The sequence below is a fragment of the Desmonostoc muscorum LEGE 12446 genome (assembly GCF_015207005.2).
GTDB classification, from domain to species: domain Bacteria; phylum Cyanobacteriota; class Cyanobacteriia; order Cyanobacteriales; family Nostocaceae; genus Nostoc; species Nostoc muscorum.
This window is the reverse complement of the sequence record NZ_JADEXS020000001.1, coordinates 5,138,471-5,160,675: the sequence shown is the minus strand read 5'-3', so window position 1 is coordinate 5,160,675 and position 22,205 is coordinate 5,138,471. Positions and strand designations below refer to the sequence as shown.

The 22,205-nt window shown below is 41.9% G+C and carries 20 protein-coding genes; 9 read left to right on the top strand and 11 right to left on the bottom strand.

Going from position 1 to position 22,205, the window contains the following annotated elements; translation table 11 throughout:
* Window positions 1-12 precede the first annotated feature (12 nt).
* Window positions 13-192: a hypothetical protein gene (locus IQ276_RS22035; RefSeq protein ID WP_235115868.1), complete on the bottom strand. Its 180-nt coding sequence runs from the start codon at window positions 190-192 to the stop codon at window positions 13-15.
* A gap of 80 nt (window positions 193-272) precedes the next feature.
* Here IQ276_RS22035 and IQ276_RS22030 point away from each other — a divergent pair, with 80 nt between their 5' ends.
* The 4 genes from IQ276_RS22030 to IQ276_RS22015 all read left to right on the top strand — a co-directional run bounded on the left by IQ276_RS22030 (window position 273) and on the right by IQ276_RS22015 (window position 2,846).
* Window positions 273-650 (top strand): hypothetical protein, encoded by a 378-nt coding sequence (locus IQ276_RS22030; RefSeq protein WP_190878422.1) that lies wholly within the window; start codon window positions 273-275, stop codon window positions 648-650.
* A gap of 258 nt (window positions 651-908) precedes the next feature.
* Entirely contained in the window at window positions 909-1,418 is a 510-nt protein-coding gene (locus IQ276_RS22025; protein ID WP_190878420.1) for a hypothetical protein, read from the top strand.
* Window positions 1,419-1,943, top strand: coding sequence for a GNAT family N-acetyltransferase (locus tag IQ276_RS22020; RefSeq protein WP_193922167.1), 525 nt, complete (start codon window positions 1,419-1,421; stop codon window positions 1,941-1,943). It begins immediately after the preceding gene.
* Window positions 1,944-2,066: 123 nt separating this feature from the next.
* A complete protein-coding gene (locus IQ276_RS22015; RefSeq protein WP_193922169.1) occupies window positions 2,067-2,846 on the top strand; it encodes a photosystem II electron transport protein, Sll1252 family in 780 nt (259 codons plus the stop codon).
* A gap of 85 nt (window positions 2,847-2,931) precedes the next feature.
* Here the strand turns inward: IQ276_RS22015 and IQ276_RS22010 are convergent, their stop codons facing one another.
* The 4 genes from IQ276_RS22010 to IQ276_RS21995 all read right to left on the bottom strand — a co-directional run bounded on the left by IQ276_RS22010 (window position 2,932) and on the right by IQ276_RS21995 (window position 6,751).
* Window positions 2,932-3,708, bottom strand: coding sequence for an SDR family NAD(P)-dependent oxidoreductase (locus IQ276_RS22010; protein WP_193922172.1), 777 nt, complete (start codon window positions 3,706-3,708; stop codon window positions 2,932-2,934).
* A gap of 114 nt (window positions 3,709-3,822) precedes the next feature.
* Window positions 3,823-4,422 (bottom strand): hypothetical protein, encoded by a 600-nt coding sequence (locus tag IQ276_RS22005; protein WP_190878412.1) that lies wholly within the window; start codon window positions 4,420-4,422, stop codon window positions 3,823-3,825.
* 647 nt (window positions 4,423-5,069) lie between these two features.
* Window positions 5,070-5,675, bottom strand: coding sequence for an exopolysaccharide biosynthesis protein (locus IQ276_RS22000; RefSeq protein ID WP_235115866.1), 606 nt, complete (start codon window positions 5,673-5,675; stop codon window positions 5,070-5,072).
* A gap of 191 nt (window positions 5,676-5,866) precedes the next feature.
* Window positions 5,867-6,751, bottom strand: a complete 885-nt coding sequence (locus IQ276_RS21995; RefSeq protein ID WP_193920883.1) for a lipid kinase — start codon at window positions 6,749-6,751, stop codon at window positions 5,867-5,869.
* 462 nt (window positions 6,752-7,213) lie between these two features.
* Between IQ276_RS21995 and IQ276_RS21990 the strand changes: the two genes are divergently transcribed.
* Window positions 7,214-7,918, top strand: coding sequence for a CAP domain-containing protein (locus IQ276_RS21990; RefSeq protein ID WP_193920885.1), 705 nt, complete (start codon window positions 7,214-7,216; stop codon window positions 7,916-7,918).
* Between the two features lie 252 nt (window positions 7,919-8,170).
* On the opposite strand, the gene IQ276_RS21985 is transcribed toward IQ276_RS21990, so the two are convergent.
* The 3 genes from IQ276_RS21985 to IQ276_RS21975 all read right to left on the bottom strand — a co-directional run bounded on the left by IQ276_RS21985 (window position 8,171) and on the right by IQ276_RS21975 (window position 12,249).
* On the bottom strand, window positions 8,171-10,072 hold the full coding sequence (locus IQ276_RS21985; protein WP_193921719.1) for a pentapeptide repeat-containing protein: 1,902 nt from the start codon (window positions 10,070-10,072) through the stop codon (window positions 8,171-8,173).
* A 209-nt stretch (window positions 10,073-10,281) separates the two neighbouring features.
* The gene (locus tag IQ276_RS21980) at window positions 10,282-11,664 is read right to left on the bottom strand and encodes a carotenoid oxygenase family protein (protein WP_193921717.1); all 1,383 of its coding nucleotides are present in this window, start codon (window positions 11,662-11,664) and stop codon (window positions 10,282-10,284) included.
* Between the two features lie 18 nt (window positions 11,665-11,682).
* Window positions 11,683-12,249, bottom strand: a complete 567-nt coding sequence (locus tag IQ276_RS21975; RefSeq protein ID WP_193921715.1) for a PadR family transcriptional regulator — start codon at window positions 12,247-12,249, stop codon at window positions 11,683-11,685.
* A 231-nt stretch (window positions 12,250-12,480) separates the two neighbouring features.
* Between IQ276_RS21975 and IQ276_RS21970 the strand changes: the two genes are divergently transcribed.
* A complete protein-coding gene (locus IQ276_RS21970; RefSeq protein ID WP_171974294.1) occupies window positions 12,481-12,897 on the top strand; it encodes a hypothetical protein in 417 nt (138 codons plus the stop codon).
* Window positions 12,898-13,107: 210 nt separating this feature from the next.
* Here the strand turns inward: IQ276_RS21970 and IQ276_RS21965 are convergent, their stop codons facing one another.
* Window positions 13,108-13,992: a 4-hydroxybenzoate solanesyltransferase gene (locus IQ276_RS21965; RefSeq protein ID WP_235115865.1), complete on the bottom strand. Its 885-nt coding sequence runs from the start codon at window positions 13,990-13,992 to the stop codon at window positions 13,108-13,110.
* A gap of 458 nt (window positions 13,993-14,450) precedes the next feature.
* On the opposite strand from IQ276_RS21965, the gene IQ276_RS21960 reads away from it, so the two are divergent.
* The 3 genes from IQ276_RS21960 to IQ276_RS21950 all read left to right on the top strand — a co-directional run bounded on the left by IQ276_RS21960 (window position 14,451) and on the right by IQ276_RS21950 (window position 19,455).
* On the top strand, window positions 14,451-16,103 hold the full coding sequence (locus tag IQ276_RS21960; RefSeq protein ID WP_193922262.1) for a Ppx/GppA phosphatase family protein: 1,653 nt from the start codon (window positions 14,451-14,453) through the stop codon (window positions 16,101-16,103).
* Window positions 16,104-16,957: 854 nt separating this feature from the next.
* A complete protein-coding gene (locus tag IQ276_RS21955; protein WP_193922261.1) occupies window positions 16,958-17,998 on the top strand; it encodes a DMT family transporter in 1,041 nt (346 codons plus the stop codon).
* 305 nt (window positions 17,999-18,303) lie between these two features.
* Complete coding sequence (locus IQ276_RS21950; protein WP_193925086.1) at window positions 18,304-19,455, top strand: peptidoglycan-binding protein; 1,152 nt, start codon at window positions 18,304-18,306, stop codon at window positions 19,453-19,455.
* Window positions 19,456-19,729: 274 nt separating this feature from the next.
* On the opposite strand, the gene IQ276_RS21945 is transcribed toward IQ276_RS21950, so the two are convergent.
* Complete coding sequence (locus IQ276_RS21945; protein WP_193925085.1) at window positions 19,730-20,185, bottom strand: DUF2141 domain-containing protein; 456 nt, start codon at window positions 20,183-20,185, stop codon at window positions 19,730-19,732.
* A 137-nt stretch (window positions 20,186-20,322) separates the two neighbouring features.
* A complete protein-coding gene (locus tag IQ276_RS21940) occupies window positions 20,323-22,140 on the bottom strand; it encodes a PAS domain-containing sensor histidine kinase (protein WP_235115864.1) in 1,818 nt (605 codons plus the stop codon).
* Between the last annotated feature and the right edge of the window lie 65 nt (window positions 22,141-22,205).

Here is a 22,205-nt window from a genome sequence, read left to right as displayed (position 1 = left end):
ATTTTTCAGTGATTAAACTGCAAAATGAGGCTTTTTACTAAAAATTGGCCATAGGGCATTGGTTATTTCTCTCCCTGCTCCCCCTGCTCCCCCTGCTCCCCCTGCTCCCCCTGCTCCCCCTGCTCCCCCTGCTCCCTCATCCCCCTCATCTTCCCCATGCCCCATGCCCCATGCCCCATGCCCAATTTTCATGTGAAGTGTCAAAATTGAACTAACATAACTGAGTGTTCGTAGTTTACCGCCGTAGGCATCGCTCGCCTTGTCAAAGACCCATGACTAAAGTAACATCAAAAGAAATTGCACAGTTTCGCTCTCAATTAGCAGATGATCCCAGCGATATGGAAGCGCTGGACTTGATTGAAGACTGTGATGGAGATTTAGAGGATGCAGCGATGACGCTAGCTATCCGCGCAGGACAAGAACCAGAAAGAGCAAATTCCGAATGGTTGGATGCTTTGGCTAGAAAATGGCGTGCGGTTATTTGTCAACAAGAATATCGGGAAGATTTGCTCAATAGTTCCCTTCAGGAAATGATGGAACATCTCAAAACAACGCCCACGTTTCCGAAGATTTTGGCAACACCAGTTTTAATTTATGTCCTCAAGCAAGGCGTGAACAATTTTTGTGAACCACTGGATTCATTAAAGTAAAAGGGATTGGGGACTGGGGATTGGGGATTGGGTAATCAGCGTAAAAATTACTGTAGAGGTAAAGCGCAATACTAAACCCCTACCACAAATCTGATTTTTTCAGTGATTCATATTTGGTATTGCATGTCAATACCTAAGTAATACTAAATTTTGACTCCTGAATTCTGAATTCTGAATTCTGAATTCTGACTCCTGCCCACAGGACTGATACGCTGTTAATTAAGGCAAAACTTTTATTAAATAACTATTGTAGAATCAATGAATTACCTTGTTGCTGTATTACCAGACCGCATTCAGGCTGAAGCTGCTTACTTAGCTTTAGAAAAAGAAGGCATAAGCAGTACTATTCTGGGGAAGGGCTATAAAACCGCTGACGAGTTTGGCTTAATCGACCCCAAAGACCAAGCCAAAAAGCAAGCACAGCTCATGGCAACCTGGCTGATACCATTCGGCTTTTTTGCAGGTTTTACCTTCAGCCTAATTACTGATTTGCATACTTTTGCCTGGGCGGGTGAAGTTGGCAATCACATCGTTGGAGGACTGCTGGGTGCTGCTAGTGGTGCTATGGGTGGTGTGTTTGTCGGTGGCGGAGTTGGTTTACTCGTAGGTAGTGGTGATGCTTTACCTTATCGCAACCGTCTGGATGCGGGTAAATATTTAATTGCAGTTGAAGGTTCCGAAACTCTGACTCGACAAGCAACCAGAATATTACGGCAATTTGAACCAGAAAATATTCAGGGTTATGCAGGCACAAATACCGTGTACTAAATGAATCATAGTTTACACATTACAACACAGCGGCTTGAGTTGCTTCCTTGTTCCTTGAAAGTGGCGCAAGCCGCTGTAACAAAAAACAAATCTGAAGTCGAAAGGCTCTTAGGGTTACGTGTTCCTGATGAATGGTATGCCTCTGAGGTGTTAGATTTTTTCCCAATGTATGCTCAGATGCTAATAGATGATCCTTCCCAGTTGGGTTGGGGTGTGTGGCTGATGATTCACATTGCTGATAATACCCTGATTGGTGATTTGGGCTTCGGTGGCAAACCTAATGAGCAAGGAACAACAGAAATGGGTTATGAAGTGATATCGGCGTATCGTCAGCAAGGATTTGCTTTTGAAGCTGTAGAAGCATTAGTGAATTTTGCTTTTACTCAGCCGGAACTCAAAAGAATTATCTCTCATTCTCCAGATGATCATGCTGCCTCAATTCGCATTCTTGAAAAGTTAAGAATGCAACAAATTGCTAGAGATGAAAACCTTATAAAATGGGAATTAAAGTTAGAATCAAGATAGGAATTCAGAATTCAGAATTCAGAAGTAAGACAACCTCTATGCTTGGCTTTGAGAGTGAAGCTGTGTACTTCAGCAACTTGAAATCCGCTGTAATTCCTAACTCCTAACTCCTAATTTTTCCAAATGTTGCCACGAGAAGAACTTTTAAAAGGTGTTGAAAATCGAGATAGTGTAGCTCGTGTAATTGACCAAGCAGAGCAAGCTATTAAAACTTGGGAAGTGGTTGTAACGGATTTTTTATCTCCTCCAGAATTGGCGGAAATTCAACGGGTGTTTAGTCGATTAACAGAGGTGCAATTAGTTGTGTGGGGTGGATATCCGCAAGCTGAACGCCAAAGAATAGCGATCGCTCGTTCGGAATTACCTTTAGATCAATCTCAAGTCAGCCTTGTTGCAGTAGAAATTGCTGGTAATTTCTTGTTTGATACCGCCAGTCACCGCGACTTTTTAGGCGCAATGCTGGGGACAGGAATTGTCCGTGAAAAGACAGGAGATATTATTGTTTTGGGAGAACGGGGGGCGCAGGCGATCGTTGCACCAGAGTTGGTGGAATTTTTGCAAATTAGCCTGAAACAGGTGCGATCGGTTCCTGTGAAAACTCAACAAATTGAGATTACCGAGTTAAAGGTTCGAGAACCGAAGAAAAAAGAATTAACTACTGTGGAAGCGTCTTTGCGATTAGATGCGATCGCCTCTGCTGGTTTCGGCATGTCCCGCAGTAAAATGGTTGATTTAATAGACTCTGGTGATGTCCGCGTCAATTGGAAAGAAGTAACTCAAGCTAGTTCCCAAGTCAAATCAGGCGACTTAATCGCCATTCGCTCTAAAGGACGTTTAGAAGTAGGAGAAATTGCTGTTACTAAAAAAGACCGTTATCGAGTTCAATTAACAAGGTATATGTGATTTTTGAGCCAATAAAATATACTATATTCAGAATTCTGACTCGTGAATTCTTAATCCTGCTGTAAAATCTAAAATCCAAAATCGTTTAGACTTTAAACCTTTTTGCCAAAATATTCAGCAGAATTTTTCGCGGTACTAATCGAGCTAATGTACTTCTAATTTGAGTAGTAATATCACCAATAATAACGGTAGGCTGCCATTCTTCTAAAGCTCTGAGAGATTCACTAACTACTTCTTCAGAGGAATATACCTTTTCTGTGCTTCCTGCTAAAGCTGGAGGAAAATTAGCTTCTGCAAAAAAATTTGTTTCTATAGGCCCTGGACAAGTAACTAGGATACGGACACCATATTGGCGGTTTTCTGCCCAGAGTGCTTCACTAAAGCTGAGAATAAACGCTTTACTAGCAGCATAAACAGAAAGATATGGTATCGGTTGAAATCCAGTAATTGAAGATACGTTAATAATACTTCCAGAACGACGTTGCCGCATCAAAGGTAGAAATTTATGGGTTAAATCTACCAATGCCACAATATTTAATTGTACGATTTTAACTTGTCTTTCTCCATCTGACTCAGCAAAGTCACCATAGCAACCAAAACCAGCATTGTTGATTAATAAATCAATCGTTAATCCTTTTGCTTTTGTGGCATCAAATACAGCGGCGGCAGCGTTAGCTTCTGTAAGGTCTTTAACTATAACATCTACTTCAATTTTGTGTTTCTCTTGTAGTTGTTGAGCTAATTTTTTGAGTTGATCTTCCGAACGAGCAACGAGTACAAGATTTGTCTTGCGTGCAGCTAATTCCTGGGCAAAAGCCTTACCAATACCACTAGAGGCACCAGTAATTAAAGCAGTTGACATTCTACATATTCAGATAGTTTTTCCAGCACATTATAAATATTAGCCAGAGTGGATATAAATTTTAACTATCTAAAGTGATATACCTAAAAGGGTAAAACCAGCATCCAGTACTAACTACCATTGTTCAGCCCAATAGATAATTTCTGAGGCAGAACTATTAATTGCAACACCATAGCTATTTCCATGATTCCATTTGAAGCCATATCTACCTCTGTCTGTTGCATTTAATACTAATATTTCATATGCATCTGGAAAAGTTTCCGCCGGAAAGTCACTGGTGTAGAAAAAAGTTGTTGGCACACCGTTAGGCTGGTTTATATGGTCGTTTGTATTACCACCTCTATATTTATGTTTTGCATTATTTCTGTATTGTGAGAGTAATTTTTTTATTTTTTCTGGCGGCTGTTTAAATCTAATTTGAAAAAAACTACCTCCTTGTAAAAATCCAGGAGAATAAGCAATGCGAAAATATTTAGCATCAGTGGGAATTTGATTCGGAAAATGTCTTAGTAGGTCATAATTAGACCACAATTGATTCCGAATTTCTTGATAGCGTGCTGTATCAGTTATTATTTCAGGTTCACTAGTATTGCTAAAAGCTTTTCTGAGGAAAAAGCTTCCCCCAACAATACCAAGACTGCCAAGGGAAAATAGAACTATCATGGCAGCTTGGATAAAATGCGTAGGCATAGCCCGTCGTAGACATCGCTTCATCAAATTGAGTGTGTCTAATTTTCATAGTCATATATCTAACTAGTAAACCAAATTCGTACTATTGCGGATATCCTGCTAGAGATATTAACAAAAACTTTGTCTATTTAGGCGAAAATTGGACTATTTGTAAAATTATGGTGAAGATGACCAATGCTTACTTAGTTAAATACCGCAGGTTGTCCTTGTTGAGGTTAATACTAACGTTATAGATAACGAAATCAATGCCACAGCTATCTCTTATTTTTTGAATTCTTCCTGATGAAGTGAGGACTAAAGCGGATATATAAATAGTAGATGCACCTTAATTAAATCACAGCCCTCAGCCTTTCGCTGGGGGCTTTATTTATTGCTGATAATTTTGATTTTGGAAATAAAAAAATATTCTTAACGAGTCAATTTTACCCGGATAGAGCAAGAATTAAAGCGGATCATTAAATGGTAGATGCACCTTAATAAATTTCTCGCCCCCAGCTTTTAGCTGAGGGCTTTATTTATTACTGATAATTTTGATTTTGGAAATAAAAAAATATTCTTAACAAGTCAAACTTGCCCGGATAGAGGCAGAATTAAAGCGGATTATTAAATGGTAGATGCACTCTAATAAATCACATATGTCACAGCCCTCAGCCTTTGGTCTGGGGCTTTTATTATTTAAATATAGATGGTAGCAAACCGGGAGCTAACCACAGAGCGTAACCAATAAATCCAAATAGCAAACTAATCATGGCTGTAATAACATAGCTGATACAAATTAATAAACCATCAGATTCGATGGTGGCAACAGTTAAAAGTAAAATACCTACAGTGGGAATAGGATTTGTCAGGGGAATTGGTAATATTAGTAATATTGTTAACCAAGAGATGCAAAACCCATTGATTCGCCAAATTAAGGGATTATGGGCTATTTTTCCCAATCGGGGACGGGCTATTTTTTGTAATATTTTAGTGAGACGACCCAAGTTTTGTAAAAGTAACTGGGCAAAGGCACGAGGAAATTTGTAGTTAGCGATTCTTTTCGGTAGCCAAGGCGATCGCCTTCCTAAAACCATTTGTACTGACAACAGTAAACAAGCAGCACCAAAAGGGCCAGTTAATCCCGGTGGCATCGGAAACAAAAACGGCAATACTAATAATGCAATTACCAGGCTGAACCCTCGTTCTGAGGTTTCTGCCAGAATATCACCTAGAGTCAGGGGTTGTTCGGCTAGGCGTTCTAACAGGGACTTTATATCTTGAGAAAATCTCAGATGCATTTGGCGTGATTTTGATCAAAGGGAGTGGGGAGTGGGGAGTCAGGGGAGTGGGGGAGATGAGGGAGATGAGGGAGATGAGGGAGATAAGGGAGAACAATTCCTAACTTTTAACTCTTAACTCCTAACTTTTAACTCTTAACTCCTAACTCTTAACTCCTAACTCCTAACTCTTAACTCCTAACTCCTAACTCCTAACTCTTGACTTCTGCGGGTACTAAAACACTTATAGCTTTAGGTATAACTCGGAAATGGGCAGGTGTGTAAGTAGTGATTTCACCATCTGTATTAATGGGGCGTGGTTTGCGAGTATATAAATGTATTTCTTGACCTTGAAGAGAGCGTACACTCTCCCAATGTATATGCCGCCCTTGTCGCATTGCAGGTAATAATAATATAATCTGCCACCAATGTTGAATTTCCAAACTATAAAGATCTAGTCTTTGGTCATCTATTGCAGCATCATCTGCTACTGCCATACCACCACCATAATAGCGACCGTTACCTACAGCAATTTGCACTGTTTTCACGCGAACTGATTCACCATTGATAGCAATCTCCGCACTAAAAGGTCTAGCTGACCAAATCACTTGCAATGCAGTGGCGGCGTAAGCAAATATTCCCCAACGGCGTTTGACTTCTTTGGTAAGTCGTTCGGTAATTTTTACACTCAATCCCAAACTAGCAACGTTAAAAAAGTGCTTGCCGTTGACCCAACCCAAGTCAATACGGTGTAAATTTTTCTGGGCAATAATATTACAAGCTTCGTTGAGGGAGTTGGGAATTCCTAAAGTTCTTGCTAGGTCGTTGGCAGTTCCCAGAGGCAAAATTCCTAAGGGCAACTGAGTTTCAACTAAAGCATCTACTGCGGCATTCAGAGTGCCATCGCCACCACCAACTATTACTAAATCAACTTGATGTTGATAGCGAAGTATGGCTTCAGAAAGTTGTTTCGGATGTTCTGTAGACTCTTCAATTAAAATAAAGCCGAGTGTCTTCAAATAATCGATCGCTTCCGACAGACCTTTTTGCCCTTGGCGGGCATGACGATTTACTAACAGCAGTGCGCGGGAACTCATGGGTAGTACCTTTTGTAGTTAATATGTCCAAGCATCCGCATCTGTTTACTCAGCTTAAATTTAACTATCAGAAACTTTTTCAGGTGCGATCGCAGTTATCAAAATGCATTTTATCAACACTTAATTATATTGTTATGGTTGCTATTTTTTCAGTTCTATTTTGTCTAATTTAAGTTTATCAGCTATTGAAATTTTAATAATCAGTGCATAGAGTGACGATGGCAACTTGAACTACAGACTGGGGAATCCTCTAACAAAGCCTTCAAGTTCCAAAAATCGTTGTGATAATTTTGTAGTATCTCAGGAACAAAGATAATTGTAGTGTTATCTATATGACTAGTGTGTTAATCTAGACTCGCCTTAGGGAAGCTGTAAAAGCTTTGACATAGTGTTCTGTGGTTTGAAAATTTCTATTCCTTCTAATTCACTAAACTAATTGCTAGAAAAATCGTGAGGTCATCAATGCAGCGAATTAAATTTTGGGTACTTTTTCCACTTACCTTAATATTTGGTTGCTCAAATCAATTACTTCAATCTAGTCCAACTGTAGCCAAGTCTCAGCCAGCAGTCGTTGAAGAAAATAATCCGACTTTGTTAGCAAAAGCAAATTACCTTTCACCGCTGGAACAACAGGTAATTATTGAAACAAATAAAGTAAGAACAAATCCTAAAGCATATCTGCCAATTTTGGAAAACTATCGAAAGCGCTTTCAAGGCAACCGAGTCAAAATTTCTGATAATACTTATTTGAGAACTCAAGAAGGAGTAAAAGCAGTCGATGAGGCGATCGCATTTCTCAAATCAGCACGTCCTCTAGTAGCTCTGAGTGCCTCTAAGGGTATGTCTTTGGCAGCAAAAGACCACGTTAAAGACCAAGGCGCAAAAGGTGCCACAGGTCATGATGGTAGCGATGGTAGCAACCCGTTTACTCGCATCAACCGCTATGGTAGATGGCTGACAACCGCAGGCGAAAATATCAGTTATGGGCCAAACACCGCCCAAGATATCGTCATGCAATTAATTATTGATGATGGTGTGCCCGATCGCGGTCATCGAACAAATATTTTTAACGGCGCTTTTAAAGTCTCTGGTGTTGCTTATGGAACTCACAAATCATATAGAACAATCTGCGTAATTACTTACGCTGGAGGGTATCAAGAAAAATAATTTTAGGTGACGAATAGATATACTGGCGATTAGGGACTTCCAAATAAAAAAATATTCAATTAACTCTTGTGGGGTGGGCGTCTCGCCCGCCCAGTCCATAGGGCGAGCAAGATGCCCACCCCACAATATTGGATAATTTATTTCTTGGAGTTCCCTTAGAAATCGCGTCTACACAAACTTAAAGAATTTGCAACCCGCGAAGGCGGGTTTTGTCTGTGTAGCTGCGAATTCTATTCGCCAAGGCTATTGAGATTATCCTAAACTGAATAACTTGGCGATCGCAGGCAATAATTTATTAGCCGCTTCCACCAGCGAAGCGACAGCAGGTAAGCTAGAAAATATCCCTTTCAACATTGTGATTGCGGTTTTTGCAGTCTTTTGCTTTGTCGATTCTTGAGGATTTTGACCCGCTTCGGCTAAAGCTTTCACTTGTTCTAATGCCTCAACTTTCTCTTCATTTGGCAAATATGTGGACTGTGTAATTTCATCTTGCAACTGCGATAACAATTCTTTAATTCCTGGTTTATCTGCTTCTGGTGAATCAGGTAATTGATTGAGGGTAATACTCACATTACCGCTGATGGTTCCCAGGTTAGCAATAGAATTATTGCCAGCGACACCGCTGACATTACTGCTACCTTGAATATTGATGCCGCTGATATCAGACATGATGGTATTTCCTTGTGTATAAGATTTAGGCTGCTGGAGTGCAGTCGTTATCATATTTTTTAAATCACTAATATAACTATCTTTTTCTACAAGTAGTGCTTGCTGACTCTGCGATAAAGCTTTGAGTTGATTATAATCATCAAAATATTCTGCACTCAATTGAGATTTATCGCTAAGAGCGGCGGTTTTGGCTCTGAGCAAGATTTTATCATCGCCGCGTTTCTCCATTGCCACAATTTCTAACTCGGCTTCGGGATGATTTTCGGCGAGGTTTTTGAAGGCTATGGCAACAGCGCGGGGGTCAACGCCTTGATTATGATAAAGGTCGAGGGTGTCAAAAATTGGCTTGATAAAGTCGGCAAAATCCCCGTCTGTAAATATCTCTTGTTTGTTATCAGGTTTACGGAGAGGATCGGGGTCGTCTTTGGTGGGTAAGCGCATAAAGACATATTCACACCTCACCCCATGCAATTTAGTTGTATTTGTAATGCCCCAATCTTCGATGTACGCGCCGGTGAGAGTTGCACCTGTTAAGTCTGTGCCGTCTAGTTGGGTTTGCTTGAGCTTTGCTCTTGACAAATCGGCATCTTGTAAGTTTGCTTTACTGAGGTCAGCACCGAGAAAGCTGGCATCTGCTAAGTTTGCTGCTTGTAAGTTCACACCTCGCAGTGATAAACCATCAAAGTTATTGTCTTGTCCTTGTCTTGTAATTACTATCTTTCGTATTTGTGGTTTTTCAAGATAAGTTGCACCAACACGAGCAAGATTAAGGTTCTTAGCTTGGAACCAGCAAGTAAGAGTTAGATTAGCAGCCAGAAAATTAGTGTTTTTCAGCGTCGCCGCAGTGAAATTAGCATCAGTTAAATCAGCTCTGAGAAAACTTGTACCGCCCGTGTTAGTGATAACAGTCTTTAAACACTCGTCAACTATTGCTATGGAAAAAGGGACAATACCAGCTTCAACCCGACCTCTCGCTGTAGATATAATTCCGCCTTTAGAGCCAATAGCAGCTAAATATATAAACCCCAAAAACCCTAAAATAACTGGGAGACCACCAGCTAAAACAACATCAAATACAGATATAGAGCGTATAGAAACAGCCAAAACTGCTGAGATAGCTAAAGCCAAAACCAAAGCTATACACCCAGCTATAGCTAAAACCAGATTTGCAGTCAGAGCAACAGCCCAGTTATACCTGGAAACAACCGCAGCTACAGTGATAACTATCACTAAAACTATTACTACAGCTACAGTTAAGGATTTTGATAGTGCTGATAAAACTAATGAGACTATTACTAATGCTGCACCAATTACCCAATGGCGTTGCAGTCCAGCTTTGGCATAGCTAAAGTTTGCTCCTCTCAAGTTAGCGTTAGTGAAGTTTGCCCCTCGGATGTCGGCATAGCTAAAGTTTGCACCCGCAAGGTCTTGTCTACCTTTGAAGTCGCGTCCTTGGAGATTTTGACCGGAAAAGTCTAAAGCCATGTTCCACTTTACACAGGTGAGCAAATTTTACTACACGCTCACCCCTGTAAATTCAAGAATAGTTAAATATATTTCTAAGTTGAGGTTCAAAGGTGCAACTTCGAGGTTCAAAGACGCGATAAATCGCCGTCTCTACAATAATTAGTCCTTTGTAGAGACGGCGATTTATCGCGTCTCTTGCCTTAACCGAACAGTATTGTCTACCTAACTTATTCCTCCCCAACCCAGGCACCATGAAACCCATAAGGCACCCGCTGGGGAATTATCACCCGCGCTACAGGTTCAGCCGTGACATCTTGGGCATTCACTACTACCAATTCTGAAGTATCTAAACTTTCATCGTGGACGAAAGTCATCAGCCAACCATCATCCTCTACCGTTGCACCAGGACGTGGCGCAAACACAGCTTCACCGCCATAGCGTCCTTCTCCGAATTCATGGGTTTGGGACTTTCCACTGCTGAAGTCGTATTTGATGATACCTTCAAATAAAGGTAGGGGACTGTTCGCCATTTTGTTACTGTAGCCATATCGGGTTTTTCGCCCCAACAGGTTTTCGTTGACGCGGGGAAATTCGGAAGCTACATCATCCAACATTTCTTCACGCACTGTCCCGGTACTGAGGTTAAAGCGCCAGCGATGCAAGCGGGGAATATTTGCGTCTGGGTCGGGTTGCGAATCATTTAAATTCAAGACTGTAGTGGAACTCATGCGACAAGCAATCAGCACTACTTCGTCTCCCTCTTCGTAGGCGTTGAGGGTATGGAAGACGTAGCAAGCGGGACTCTCAAACCAGCGGATATTACTGTTGTTACCGTGACGTGGTACAATGCCGAAGCGACTAGGGCGATCGCGCTCAAACATCATCACAGATTCTCCGCGTTGCGCTCTTTCGGGGCTGAAAGTCATGGGTAAATCCATGAAAATGGTGTAGTTTTCAGTGATGGCGAAGTCGTGCATCATCACCCCAATTGGCAAGTCAATTGGCACTGTCCGCAACAGTTCCCCTTGTGTTGAAACAACACTGTATTGCAGGTACGGTGGCACGAAGGGAGAGTAGCCAAAGAACATCATTTCACCAGTCACCGGGTCTACCTTGGGATGGGCTGTGAAGGCAGAAACCAGCTTGCCATCGTAGGTGTACTCGCCAATGGTTTCTAATTCTGGCAGCTTGATAGCGTGAGGACTACCCCCTTCGTTCAGCGCCAACATTTGACCAGCGTGCCACACTAAGGCGGTGTTGGCTGTATTTTTGCCGGGGCCGTGGGGATTATCCATTTGTGGTGGTTCTAGCAACCCAGTCCAGATAGCCTTACCCGCTTCTCGTTCTGTTTTCCATCCCCTTGTTTGGACGTAGCGGTTACGATAAGTTGCTACACCGTTGCTAATTTGTACACCATGCAACATTCCATCTCCATCAAACCAGTGATATTCACCGATGGGTGACCATTGAGGGTTAGGGCCATTGCGGACAAACATCCCGGATAACTCAGGGGGTAGTTCACCAATAACTGACAATTTGTCAGTGGTGATTTCTTCGCGGACTGGGGCAAAATTGCGATCGAGATAGGGATTAACTGCTACTGTTGTCATTGTTTTGATTGATGAAAGTTAGAGAATTTGGTATTGTGATGAATGTGGGTTTTGCTGACTAATGACATTGATTGCTGTCTTCAACCAATCAATATAAGTCTGTTCTCTACGGATGACCAACTCCAGCACCAGCCTTTGCATTACCTCCTCGCGGCTGGCAGACTCATCACCCAATAGTGGTAAATCGATATTTTCACATTTGGCAAGCTTTTCGTTTCGAGCCGCCAATTGCTGCTCTAATAGATGAATAATGATTTCATTAGGCAATTCATCTGCAAAGTGCAACTGAATCAGCATTGGTTCCCGTAGAATTGGTAAGGGTTGGTGAGTACCAAGCCATAAGACCAATTCAGCTTTTCCTGATTCGGTTATGGTGTAGACTTTGCGGTTAGGGCGATCGTGCTGAATCTCAATCGTACAAGTAATATAGCCTTGCTCAACTAGCTTTTCGAGGGTTCTATAAATTTGTGCTTGGTCTGCTGGCCACAAATGGCCAATGCATTGGTCGAAGCAGCTTGTTTTAAGGTCATAGCCTGTCATTGCTTGCTGCTGAAGAAGACCCAGAATTACATGTGCTAACGACATGAAAACGGTTTTTCCATAATTACTGTTTACTCGATCGCTTCTATCTATATACTTGTTATAAGTTTATGCTAATATATGATTAATCAGATATGAAAGATGACCGCTATAAAAAGACATGTTAACTATAGTGTGTCCTAGTAAGAAAATTGATATATGAACTTTGGTTGATAAATACCGAAGCAGAAATTATTCAAGTTATTAAAGACTATCGTAACGAGAGGATGGGTAACATTGACTTCTAACACACTTTTACAAAGAATCCGTCAACATCAATATCTGCGTGATTTACGAAATAAATTACTATACCTTCACAAGATGTTGCTGGAGACAGAACGCATCGCCTACGAACAAATTAGTGGCCGGGTATCAAGTACAGAACTCCTGCAACTCGTCATCGGTCATGAACAATTTGCTTGGCTACATCGGATTTCTGAGATGGTTGTGCAAATTGATGAAATGCTGATAGCAGATGAACCAATAGCCCTGGATGATTTGCAAAAGTTGATTGCCGATGTCCGCACGTTGATTGTGCCCTTAGAGACAGGTAATACCTTTGAAAGAAAGTATTATAACGCACTCCAGAGCGAACCCGCTGCTGTGTTGGCACATGCGGAGATATCAAAGCTTCTGATGTCTAATGTCCAGTAACTTCAGCATCTGGCAATTGAAGCACAAAGACCTTGGTAGGGTAGCACAGCTGTGCTACCCTACGGTAAATCTATATGTATGAACATTTTCGTGAAATGGCATAACACCCTGAAATCTTTCTCGCTTTCAGGGTGTTACGTTCTTCATAACATGAAACCTCTGCCGTCTGTGCGGGTTTCCAGCATTCAGACTTTCCACAAAATCTAAAATCTAAAATCTAAAATCTAAAATTATCCCACCAAGTAAGATAAAACCAATCCAGACGTTTTGGCGAAACATCTCACCATAAACAGGGTTAGGTAAATTTTGCTCTCTTAATCGCAGAGATTGCCAAACCCAAGCAATAGTAGCTAATGCAAGGCTAATCCAGAAAGGCAGGTGAAGATTTATAACTACGCCTAAGCAAGCTAATAATAAGATTGTGCCAGCAAAGAAAATTCCAATAGCCGCAGGGGCATAATCACCAAAAAATAGAGCGCTAGAATTAACACCAATGCGGCGATCGTCTTCCTTGTCGCTCATGGCATAAACTGTATCAAATCCCAATGTCCACAATACAGTTGCGCCCCAAAGTAACCAAGTTGGTTGGGAGATAGTTTGCGTTACTGCACTCCAGCTAATCAACACCGCAAAACCCCAGGCGATGGAAAGCACTAGTTGTGGAATAGGAAACACTCGCTTTGCCCCTGGATAAAGTAGAATTACTGGCACCGCTGCTACAGATAACCAGAAACTCAAGGGGTTAAGATAAAAAGCCAGAACCGCCGCACAAGCCAGCGCCACTATAGCGACAACAATCCCTACTTTCACAGACAAAGCACGAGAAGCCAAGGGGCGATCGCGTGTTCTCTCCACTTCTGGATCAATATCTTTATCCCACAAATCGTTGACAACACACCCAGCCGCACTTGTGGCCAGAGTACCCAATACAATCACACCAACCAGAGGTAAAGGTGGTTTCCCAGCAGCTGCCAAAAAGACAGCCCACAAGGCAGGAATCATCAATATTAATCGTCCTTCAGGTTTATGCCAGCGCAAAAGGCGCATAATCACAAGCCAAATTGGCTTTTCGTCACGTTCTGGTGTCGTTAACATAGCGTGGGGAGTGGGGAGTGGGGAGTGGGGAGTGGGGATTGGGTAGTTACAATTGCGTATCAAGAAAATTTTTCTCTAATCCGGACTCCCAACTCCCCACTCCCTATTTCCTAATTCACAGATCTTTACATCTATAGAATAACGTTATTTGTTATTTGTAAAAACATAACCCCAAGTGGCAACTTTAAAAACCTTTAAATAGTCACTGGAGTTGTAAGCAGTAGGGTGAATATACTTAGCTCAGTTAATCTCGACAAAACTGAGTGCTGAGTTGGGAGTTCCGAGTGCTGAGTATTTTTTAAGTTTTACTCAATACTCAATGCTGGACACTAGCTCAACGCCCCGCTACCGCCAACAGCACTCAGCACTGAGTATGGGCTAGTGTGTTGCAATAAATATCAGTGCCAGCTACCCCGACATACCACCGTTTGCCATCACTAATTTAGAGAGAAAACTAGATGCAGAACGTCATTTCGGCTAGCTGGGAGAGTACTCCAACTCAACCAGTTGACCAACACCGAATTATTGCTGCCATTGACTTGGGGACAAATTCTCTACATATGGTAGTGGTAAAGATTGACCCCACACTACCAGCTTTCAGCATTATTGCCAGAGAAAAAGAAACCGTCAGGCTAGGCGATCGCAATATTGCCACAGGGGAACTCAAACCTGAGATAATCAGGAAGGCGATCGCTGCTTTAGGACGCTTTCAAGAAGTTGCCAAAACTATCAACGCTGAAACTATCATTGCTGTGGCAACTAGTGCTGTGCGCGAAGCCCCTAATGGTAAAGATTTTTTACACACCATACAAGCCGAGTTGGGTTTAAATGTTGACTTAATTTCTGGTCAAGAAGAAGCGCGACGAATCTACCTTGGCGTATTGTCGGGGATGGAATTTCACAACCAGCCCCACATCATTGTTGATATTGGTGGCGGTTCCACAGAATTAATTTTGGGGGACAGTCACGAACCCCGCACTCTTACCAGTACTAAAGTCGGTGCAGTGCGACTCACTAGTGAGTTAATCACCACCGATCCCATTAGCAATACTGAGTTTCAATATCTCCAAGCTTATGCACGGGGGATGTTGGAACGTTCTGTAGAAGAGGTACTGGCAAATTTGGAGTTTGGAGAATCTGCCCGTTTGGTGGGTACGGCTGGCACTATTGAAACCCTAGCGATGATTCATGCACGGGAAAAGTCAGGTGCTATTCCCTCCACTCTCAATGGCTACCAGTTCAGTCTCAAAGACTTACGGGAGTTGGTAAATCGGTTGCGGAAACTGAGTAACGCAGAAAGGGCTGCTGTACCTGGAATGCCAGAGAAACGGTCAGAAGTGATACTTGCAGGAGCAGTAATTTTACAGGAATCCATGACCCTTTTGGGTGCTGAGTCCGTGACAGTCTGTGAACGTTCTCTGAGGGAAGGCGTAATTGTAGATTGGATGCTTTCCCACGGTTTAATTGAAGATAAACTGCGCTATCAAAGTTCAGTTCGGGAACGCAATGTTCTAAAGCTTGCTAATAAGTACCACATTAATTTAGAACATAGCGATCGCGTAGCTAAATTTGCCGAAAGTTTATTTGACCAAACCCAAGGTACGCTACACCATTGGGGAGCCGACGAGCGACAATTACTCTGGGCAGCTGCAATATTACACAATTGCGGTCATTACGTCAGCCATTCGTCTCACCACAAGCACTCCTACTATCTAATCCGCAATGGGGAATTACTCGGTTACACAGAAACTGAGATTGAAATCATTGCAAATTTAGCGCGTTATCATCGCAAATCGCCGCCCAAGAAAAAACATGAAAATTATCAGAGTTTCCTGGCTAAACATCAGCGACAAATAGTCAGCCAATTGAGCGCCATATTAAGGTTAGCTGTGGCACTAGATAGACGACAAATTGGCGCGATCGCCCAAGTACAATGTGAGTATTATCCACAATTTCGCCAAGTTAATCTGTTGATTTACCCATCTCAATTTGATGATGATTGTGCTTTGGAACTCTGGAGTTTAGATTATAAAAAAGGAGTGTTCGAGGAAGAATTCCGCGTCAAATTAGTAGCGACTTTAGAAAAGTCTACTTTTGCTCATTTCTCGTAAAAACTAGAGAACAGGTGTATTACGCAACGTTCATGCACCTGTTTAACAAAGCATAAGCGCATAAAGATATATTTATGCACAATATTTTAAATTTAGGCGATTATTTCACAATTTCATTACATTTTCATCCTACTGAAGGAAGAATATATAACTAACCTTAAGAAGTATTTGAATAACCCAAATTAGCTATTAAAATATGGTTAACAGTTTCATTACTGTTAGGTTATGTTGCAAGGGGATATCTGGGCTTGAGAAACCGAGGTGTCCTCGTTCTTTATATATAAATTTATTTGTATTTGGGACTTAACAAATCTCAACTTGAATAAGTATATTAGTTCTTCCACATTTAATAAAGCATAACTTATGTAACTAATACTAAGTTGCTTTCAAACAGAATATTCTTACTCCCTACTCCCAGCCCAAGTTAACGTTTACACTCTTGTGTAGAGTGGGTTAATTGAGTTGAGAAAAACTCAATAATAAAACTTAAAACTTCGTTCCTGGCTTGAAATTAGGGAGTAGGGAGTGGGGAATGGGGAGTAGGGAGTAGGGAAGCGAAAATTTTTTATGTTTAGTTGTGGATTTTTACGCCAAGTAGCCGTCTTCAAAATTTGAGATATAAGCAAAACCTTATTTGTTGAGTTTTCACTTTATAGGTGAAGTATTCAGTAATTCATTAATTGCGTATTTTGAATCATTTTTATATTTAAAAGCACTTAAGAGCAACGCATCAAGCAGTCAACACCACGCATTATAAACTACGAATGGGTATTTTTGCTTCACAAAACGACATAATTCGGTAAAATTGGGTAAAGCAATTTTTACGCTTGTTAAACAAAGGCATCTGCAAACCCATGCAACTGAAACTCAGTGCATTCCGACTTCCCTTCGCTCCTCTTTTGTTAATTGCCCCCTTTTTCCTATGGGGGACAGCAATGGTGGCAATGAAGGGAGTGATACCCCACACTACACCTTTATTTATGGCAGGTGTGCGTCTGTTGCCATCTGGGGTATTAATTTTGATAGCAGCAGCATTTATGGGTAGACCGCAGCCGAAAAGTTGGACTGCGTGGCTATGGATTGCCTTATTTGCCTTGGTCGATGGAACACTGTTTCAAGGATTTTTGGCAGAAGGATTAGTCAGAACCAGTGCTGGATTGGGGTCTGTGATGATTGACTCCCAACCTTTGGCTGTGGCTTTGCTGTCGTTGTGGTTATTCCAGGAACGCATTGGTTTTTGGGGATGGCTGGGGTTAGGCTTGGGAGTCACAGGTATTAGTTTAATCGGCTTACCAGACGAGTGGATTTTTCATCTTCTGGACTCTGGTGCAAATATTACAATTGGTAACTGGCAAGATTTGTTTGCTAGTGGCGAGTGGTTGATGCTGCTAGCAGCCCTATCAATGGCGGTAGGAACAGTGTTGATTCGGTTTGTCTGCCGACATGCTGACCCAGTAACCGCTACAGGATGGCATATGATTTTGGGAGGATTGCCATTATGGGGAATTTCCTCAGTTGTGGAATCCCAGCAATGGCAGAATTTAGGAGCATCTGATTTAGTAGCTTTGGGTTATGCTACCGTATTTGGCAGTGCGATCGCTTACGGATTATTCTTCTACTTTGCCTCTAGTGGCAGTCTCACTAGTCTGAGTTCCCTCACCTTTCTTACACCAATCTTTGCCTTACTATTTGGTAATCTCTTCCTCTCAGAAGTCCTCAGCCCGTTACAATGGCTAGGTGTTTTCCTCACTTTAATCAGCATCTACCTCATTAATCAACGTGATACTTTAGCGGGGCAGAATAACACCATTAATATCGGCGAACAAGCCAACATACAACAGCCAATTTTAGAAGCATCTGCTAAAAAATTTAATACCGTGGGGACTAGGGAATAGGGACTGGGGACTAGGGACTGGGGACTGGGGAGATGAGGGAGCAGGGGAGCAGGGGAGCAGGGGAGGGGAGTAGAGGAGAAGTTGCTGGACTCTTTCCCCTCTGCCCCTTTGCCTCTTCCCAATCCCCAATCCCCAATCCCCAATCCCCAATCCTCAATCCCCAATCCCCAATCCCCAATCCCCAATCCCCAATCCCCAATCCCCAATCCCCATAACAAATGACAAATAACAGTTAACATTTGGGCGTCTTGAAGGTATTGTAATATCGATGACTTCAAAAGCACGTTCAGGCTGAAACTTGCAATATGAGGCTATGCCGTTCCTCAATCTTGGTATTTACCTGTTTTTCTTGCCTGGGTTTTTACTTAAATCGCCCAAGCACAGCTACATCTAACCCAGTACCTGAAATCTTAGAATTTGCACAAGCTAATTCGAGGGTTTCTGCTACTCCGAATGTTTTGAGATATGGTAGTCCAAAATCAGATGTGCAGAGACTACAAACTCAATTAAAGCAGTTGGGATACTACAATGGCGTGGTAGATGGACAGTACAACGCCACTACGGAAGTCGCTGTAGCGAAATTCCAGAAAGTAAAGGGCTTAAAAATAGATGGTCTTGCTGGTCTGGCGACTAGGGAGAGACTGCAAGCAGCTTTAGCAGCTAAAAAGCAGATTGCCACTTCTCCAATTGCCACTTCTCCAATTGTCACCTCTCCTGCTTCGACTCCCAAGCCAACTGCAAAACCCCAGCCAACCGAGAGAGGTTTTCTATGGTGGTTAATATTTGCCGTTGGTGTTCTAGGAAGTATTGGTGCATTTCTTTTCCTGCTAAGGTGGTTTCGTCAGGTCAAACAACTGCAAAAATCGGAAATATCAAATAGTAAAAGTTTGAATCAAGTTAAAAAAGACCCCATTACAACACCTTCACCAGAGAATTTAACTACTCCACAGACAGCTAAGCTATCACCTACTACACAATTGCTGCTACCAGAAAAAACTTCCCGTCTTGCTAAACTCAATATCATTGACGAATTAATTCAAGACTTACGCAGTCCTGACCCGACGAAGCGGCGCAAGGCGATTTGGGATTTGGGTCAGCAGGGGGATTCTCGGGCAATTCAGCCAATGGTTGACCTGATGATTGATGCTGATTCTCAAGAAAGCAGTTTAATTTTGGCAGCTTTGGGGGAAATTGGCGCCCGCACACTCAAACCGATGAACCGTGCTTTGGCAATGTCTATGCAAGACGAAAGTCCACAAGTACGGCAAAATGCAATCCGTGACTTGATCCGTGTTTATGACATGATGAGTCAAATGAGTCAGATACTATGTCATGCACTAGAAGACCCAGATGCCGAAGTGCAAGCAACAGCACGATACGCTTTAAGTCAGATGAATAGAATACGTGCCTTGCCGGAACAACAGAATACACCAGAAGATTCACACAGTAATTTGTAATTCGTAATTAAGAGGATATTTGGAAAGTATTCTATGAGACACCAAAAGCCTCACGACCTAACCCCGTTGCCTCCATTCCCTTCTTAGGGAATAAGGGTTTCAAAGCCTTTCTCTCTACGGTGTACACACAGATTTCTTAACCATACAGATACCTCGGTAGGGTAGCACAGCTGTGCTACCCTACGTTAAATCTATATGTATCAAGATTTTCGTGAAATGGTATAAGAGGCATCTCAAGTTTTGGATACCTCAGCCACTACTTTTAAAACATACTCTAAAAATATTTCAACTGGACTTGAATTTTAGTGTTTGGGCCTGCTACTAAAAATGCCGCTTCGCCAAATTTGGGCGCTCTTGTTTTAACTTCTGGGTTGCTGGAAAATCCAAAACCTTCGACGGGAATACCAAGAATATTACTATTGAGAGTACGGTCATTATTTTGATCGTGCATGATAGCAACGGCATAATTACCTGCTTTTAAGTTCTCAAAGGTAAGCAGCAAAGGAATATCACTAATCTTGATACACTGGCTTTGTAAAACGCGATCGCCTTGGTTAGGAAATCCTTGACTGTTAGCAAATATACTCGCACAAACTTGTCCTTCTTTATTCTTTAATCCATCAATTTCTACGGTGAGTTTGCCGTTATAACCAGCTTTGGCAGTAAATGGCCATACCAAATTTCCCAAGACTGCCAACAGCAGCATACTAACTCTCAATCCTCTCACCATAAAATTTGTCCTTTGTCATTTGTTATTTGTCATTTGTTATTTGTCCTTTGTCAGTAGTCATTTGTCTAAAACCAATGACTAATGACTACTGACCAATGACTAATGACCAATGACAATTATAAGTGTTGATCTGAGTTTTAAATTATAGGTAATGTCAACCAGAAAGTTGCCCCTGCTTGGGGACTGCTATTAATACCAATTTCGCCGCCATGAGCATTGATGATTTGCTTGCATAGATATAACCCCAATCCCAAACCTACAGAATTGCGGATGTTACTACCCCGGAAGTAAAGTTCAAAAAGGCGATCGCTTTGTTGTTGAGTAATACCCACGCCGTTATCGCTAACAGTACAATAAATTTTGTCATCCTTAGGAGTAGCATTAATTGTCAAAAGCAATCCTGGGGGATTGTGTTTGAGGGCATTGACAATTAAATTAGAAAAAACTCGCCATAGTTGCGTCGGATCGGCATTCACTAATGGCAAATCTGCGGTTACTAAATTTGTCAAAGTTGCTTGATTCTGTATCAGTAATGGCTCTAAATCTGCGATCGCCGCTTCGACAATTGATAGTAATTGTACGGCTTGAAGTTGTAAAACAATACCTTGTAGCTCGCTGACATGAGCTTCCATCAACGAATTAATTAAGCTAAGTTGGCGATCGCTACTTTGAATCATCCGCTCTAAAATTGAGCGTGGCACAGAAATTGAGGATTGGGCATTATTGGTCTCCCCTGCCCCTCTGTTCCCCTGCCCCTCTGCTCCCCTGCCCCTCTGTTCCCCTACCCCCACTCCCTGATTTAACAAATTCTTCAACACCATCAAAGTACCCAGTACTGGGTTGCGTAAGTCGTGGGAAACTGCATGAAAAAACACTCGTAGTTCTTCTTCAGTTTGTTTACGCTGTGTAATGTCTTCAATTAAACCTTCATAGTAGAGCAATTTTCCTTGTTCATCCCGGACTGCGTAGGCTTTTTCGGAAATCCAGACAATACTGCCGTCTCGGCGATAAATTTGGGACTCGAACTCGGAAACCCTGCCATACTTTTCCATCAATCGCACAAATTCTGCTCGGCGGCTTGGATCGACATACAATTGGTGTTCTATATCTGTGAAGTTTGCTGTCACTTCTTCTGCTAATGAGTAGCCATAAATACGTGCTAAAGCAGGATTTGCTGTAATGTAACGTCCATCGGGAGTGCTTTGAAAGATACCTTCAACGGCATTTTCAAAAATGGTGCGATATTTCGCTTCTGCAACTTTAAGTTTTTGGTATGCAGATTCCAGTTCTTGACGGGCGAAAAACTCAGAGCGTTGCAGGCGATCGTACAGATAAACGCCCATATCACATATTGTACAAAACCAAAAAATATATAAAATAAACGTTACATTATATATTTCTGGGTGTTCTGGGATTGGTGTTTTTAGTCCAAGTATCGTATTTACACCAAAATAGTAAATCAGCACAGCTGCTTGAGACAGCAAGTGAAGAGTCCAGCAGACCGGCATTAATATAGCTTGACTCAAGAACAGCAGTGACCAACCAATGTGATCGGGTAACGCGAAACCTCGGAGGGTTGCAAACAACTGTGATGCTAGACCAATTGACCAAGAAGAACCCAAAAATAATAAATCTGGACGATGACGACCGAATTGAGTTTTGTGTAGGGCAAAGCAAATAAGTATATTTAGGAGCATTGCAAAATTAATTACAAGGCTTCTAGGTTGAAGTAATCCTGGCAGGTTCTTGAACTCTTGGAAAGGGAAAAACAAGCCATAAATGTCTCGTAAAGTAAAAGACAACAGACAAATCAGCGCCAGCCACAACCATAAACGCAATCTCTGCCACAAAAATCGGTTGCGCCAAGCTTGGTAAAGAATAGTGATTTCATCTGTTTTTGGTGCAGAAAAGGTTTTTCTCCACCATTTTTGCACTGTTGTAAATGGGTTAGCCATCTGGGATTGCTGAGCATTCCTTAGTAATACTTAGCATATAATTAGCTAGTATTTACTCTCCCATT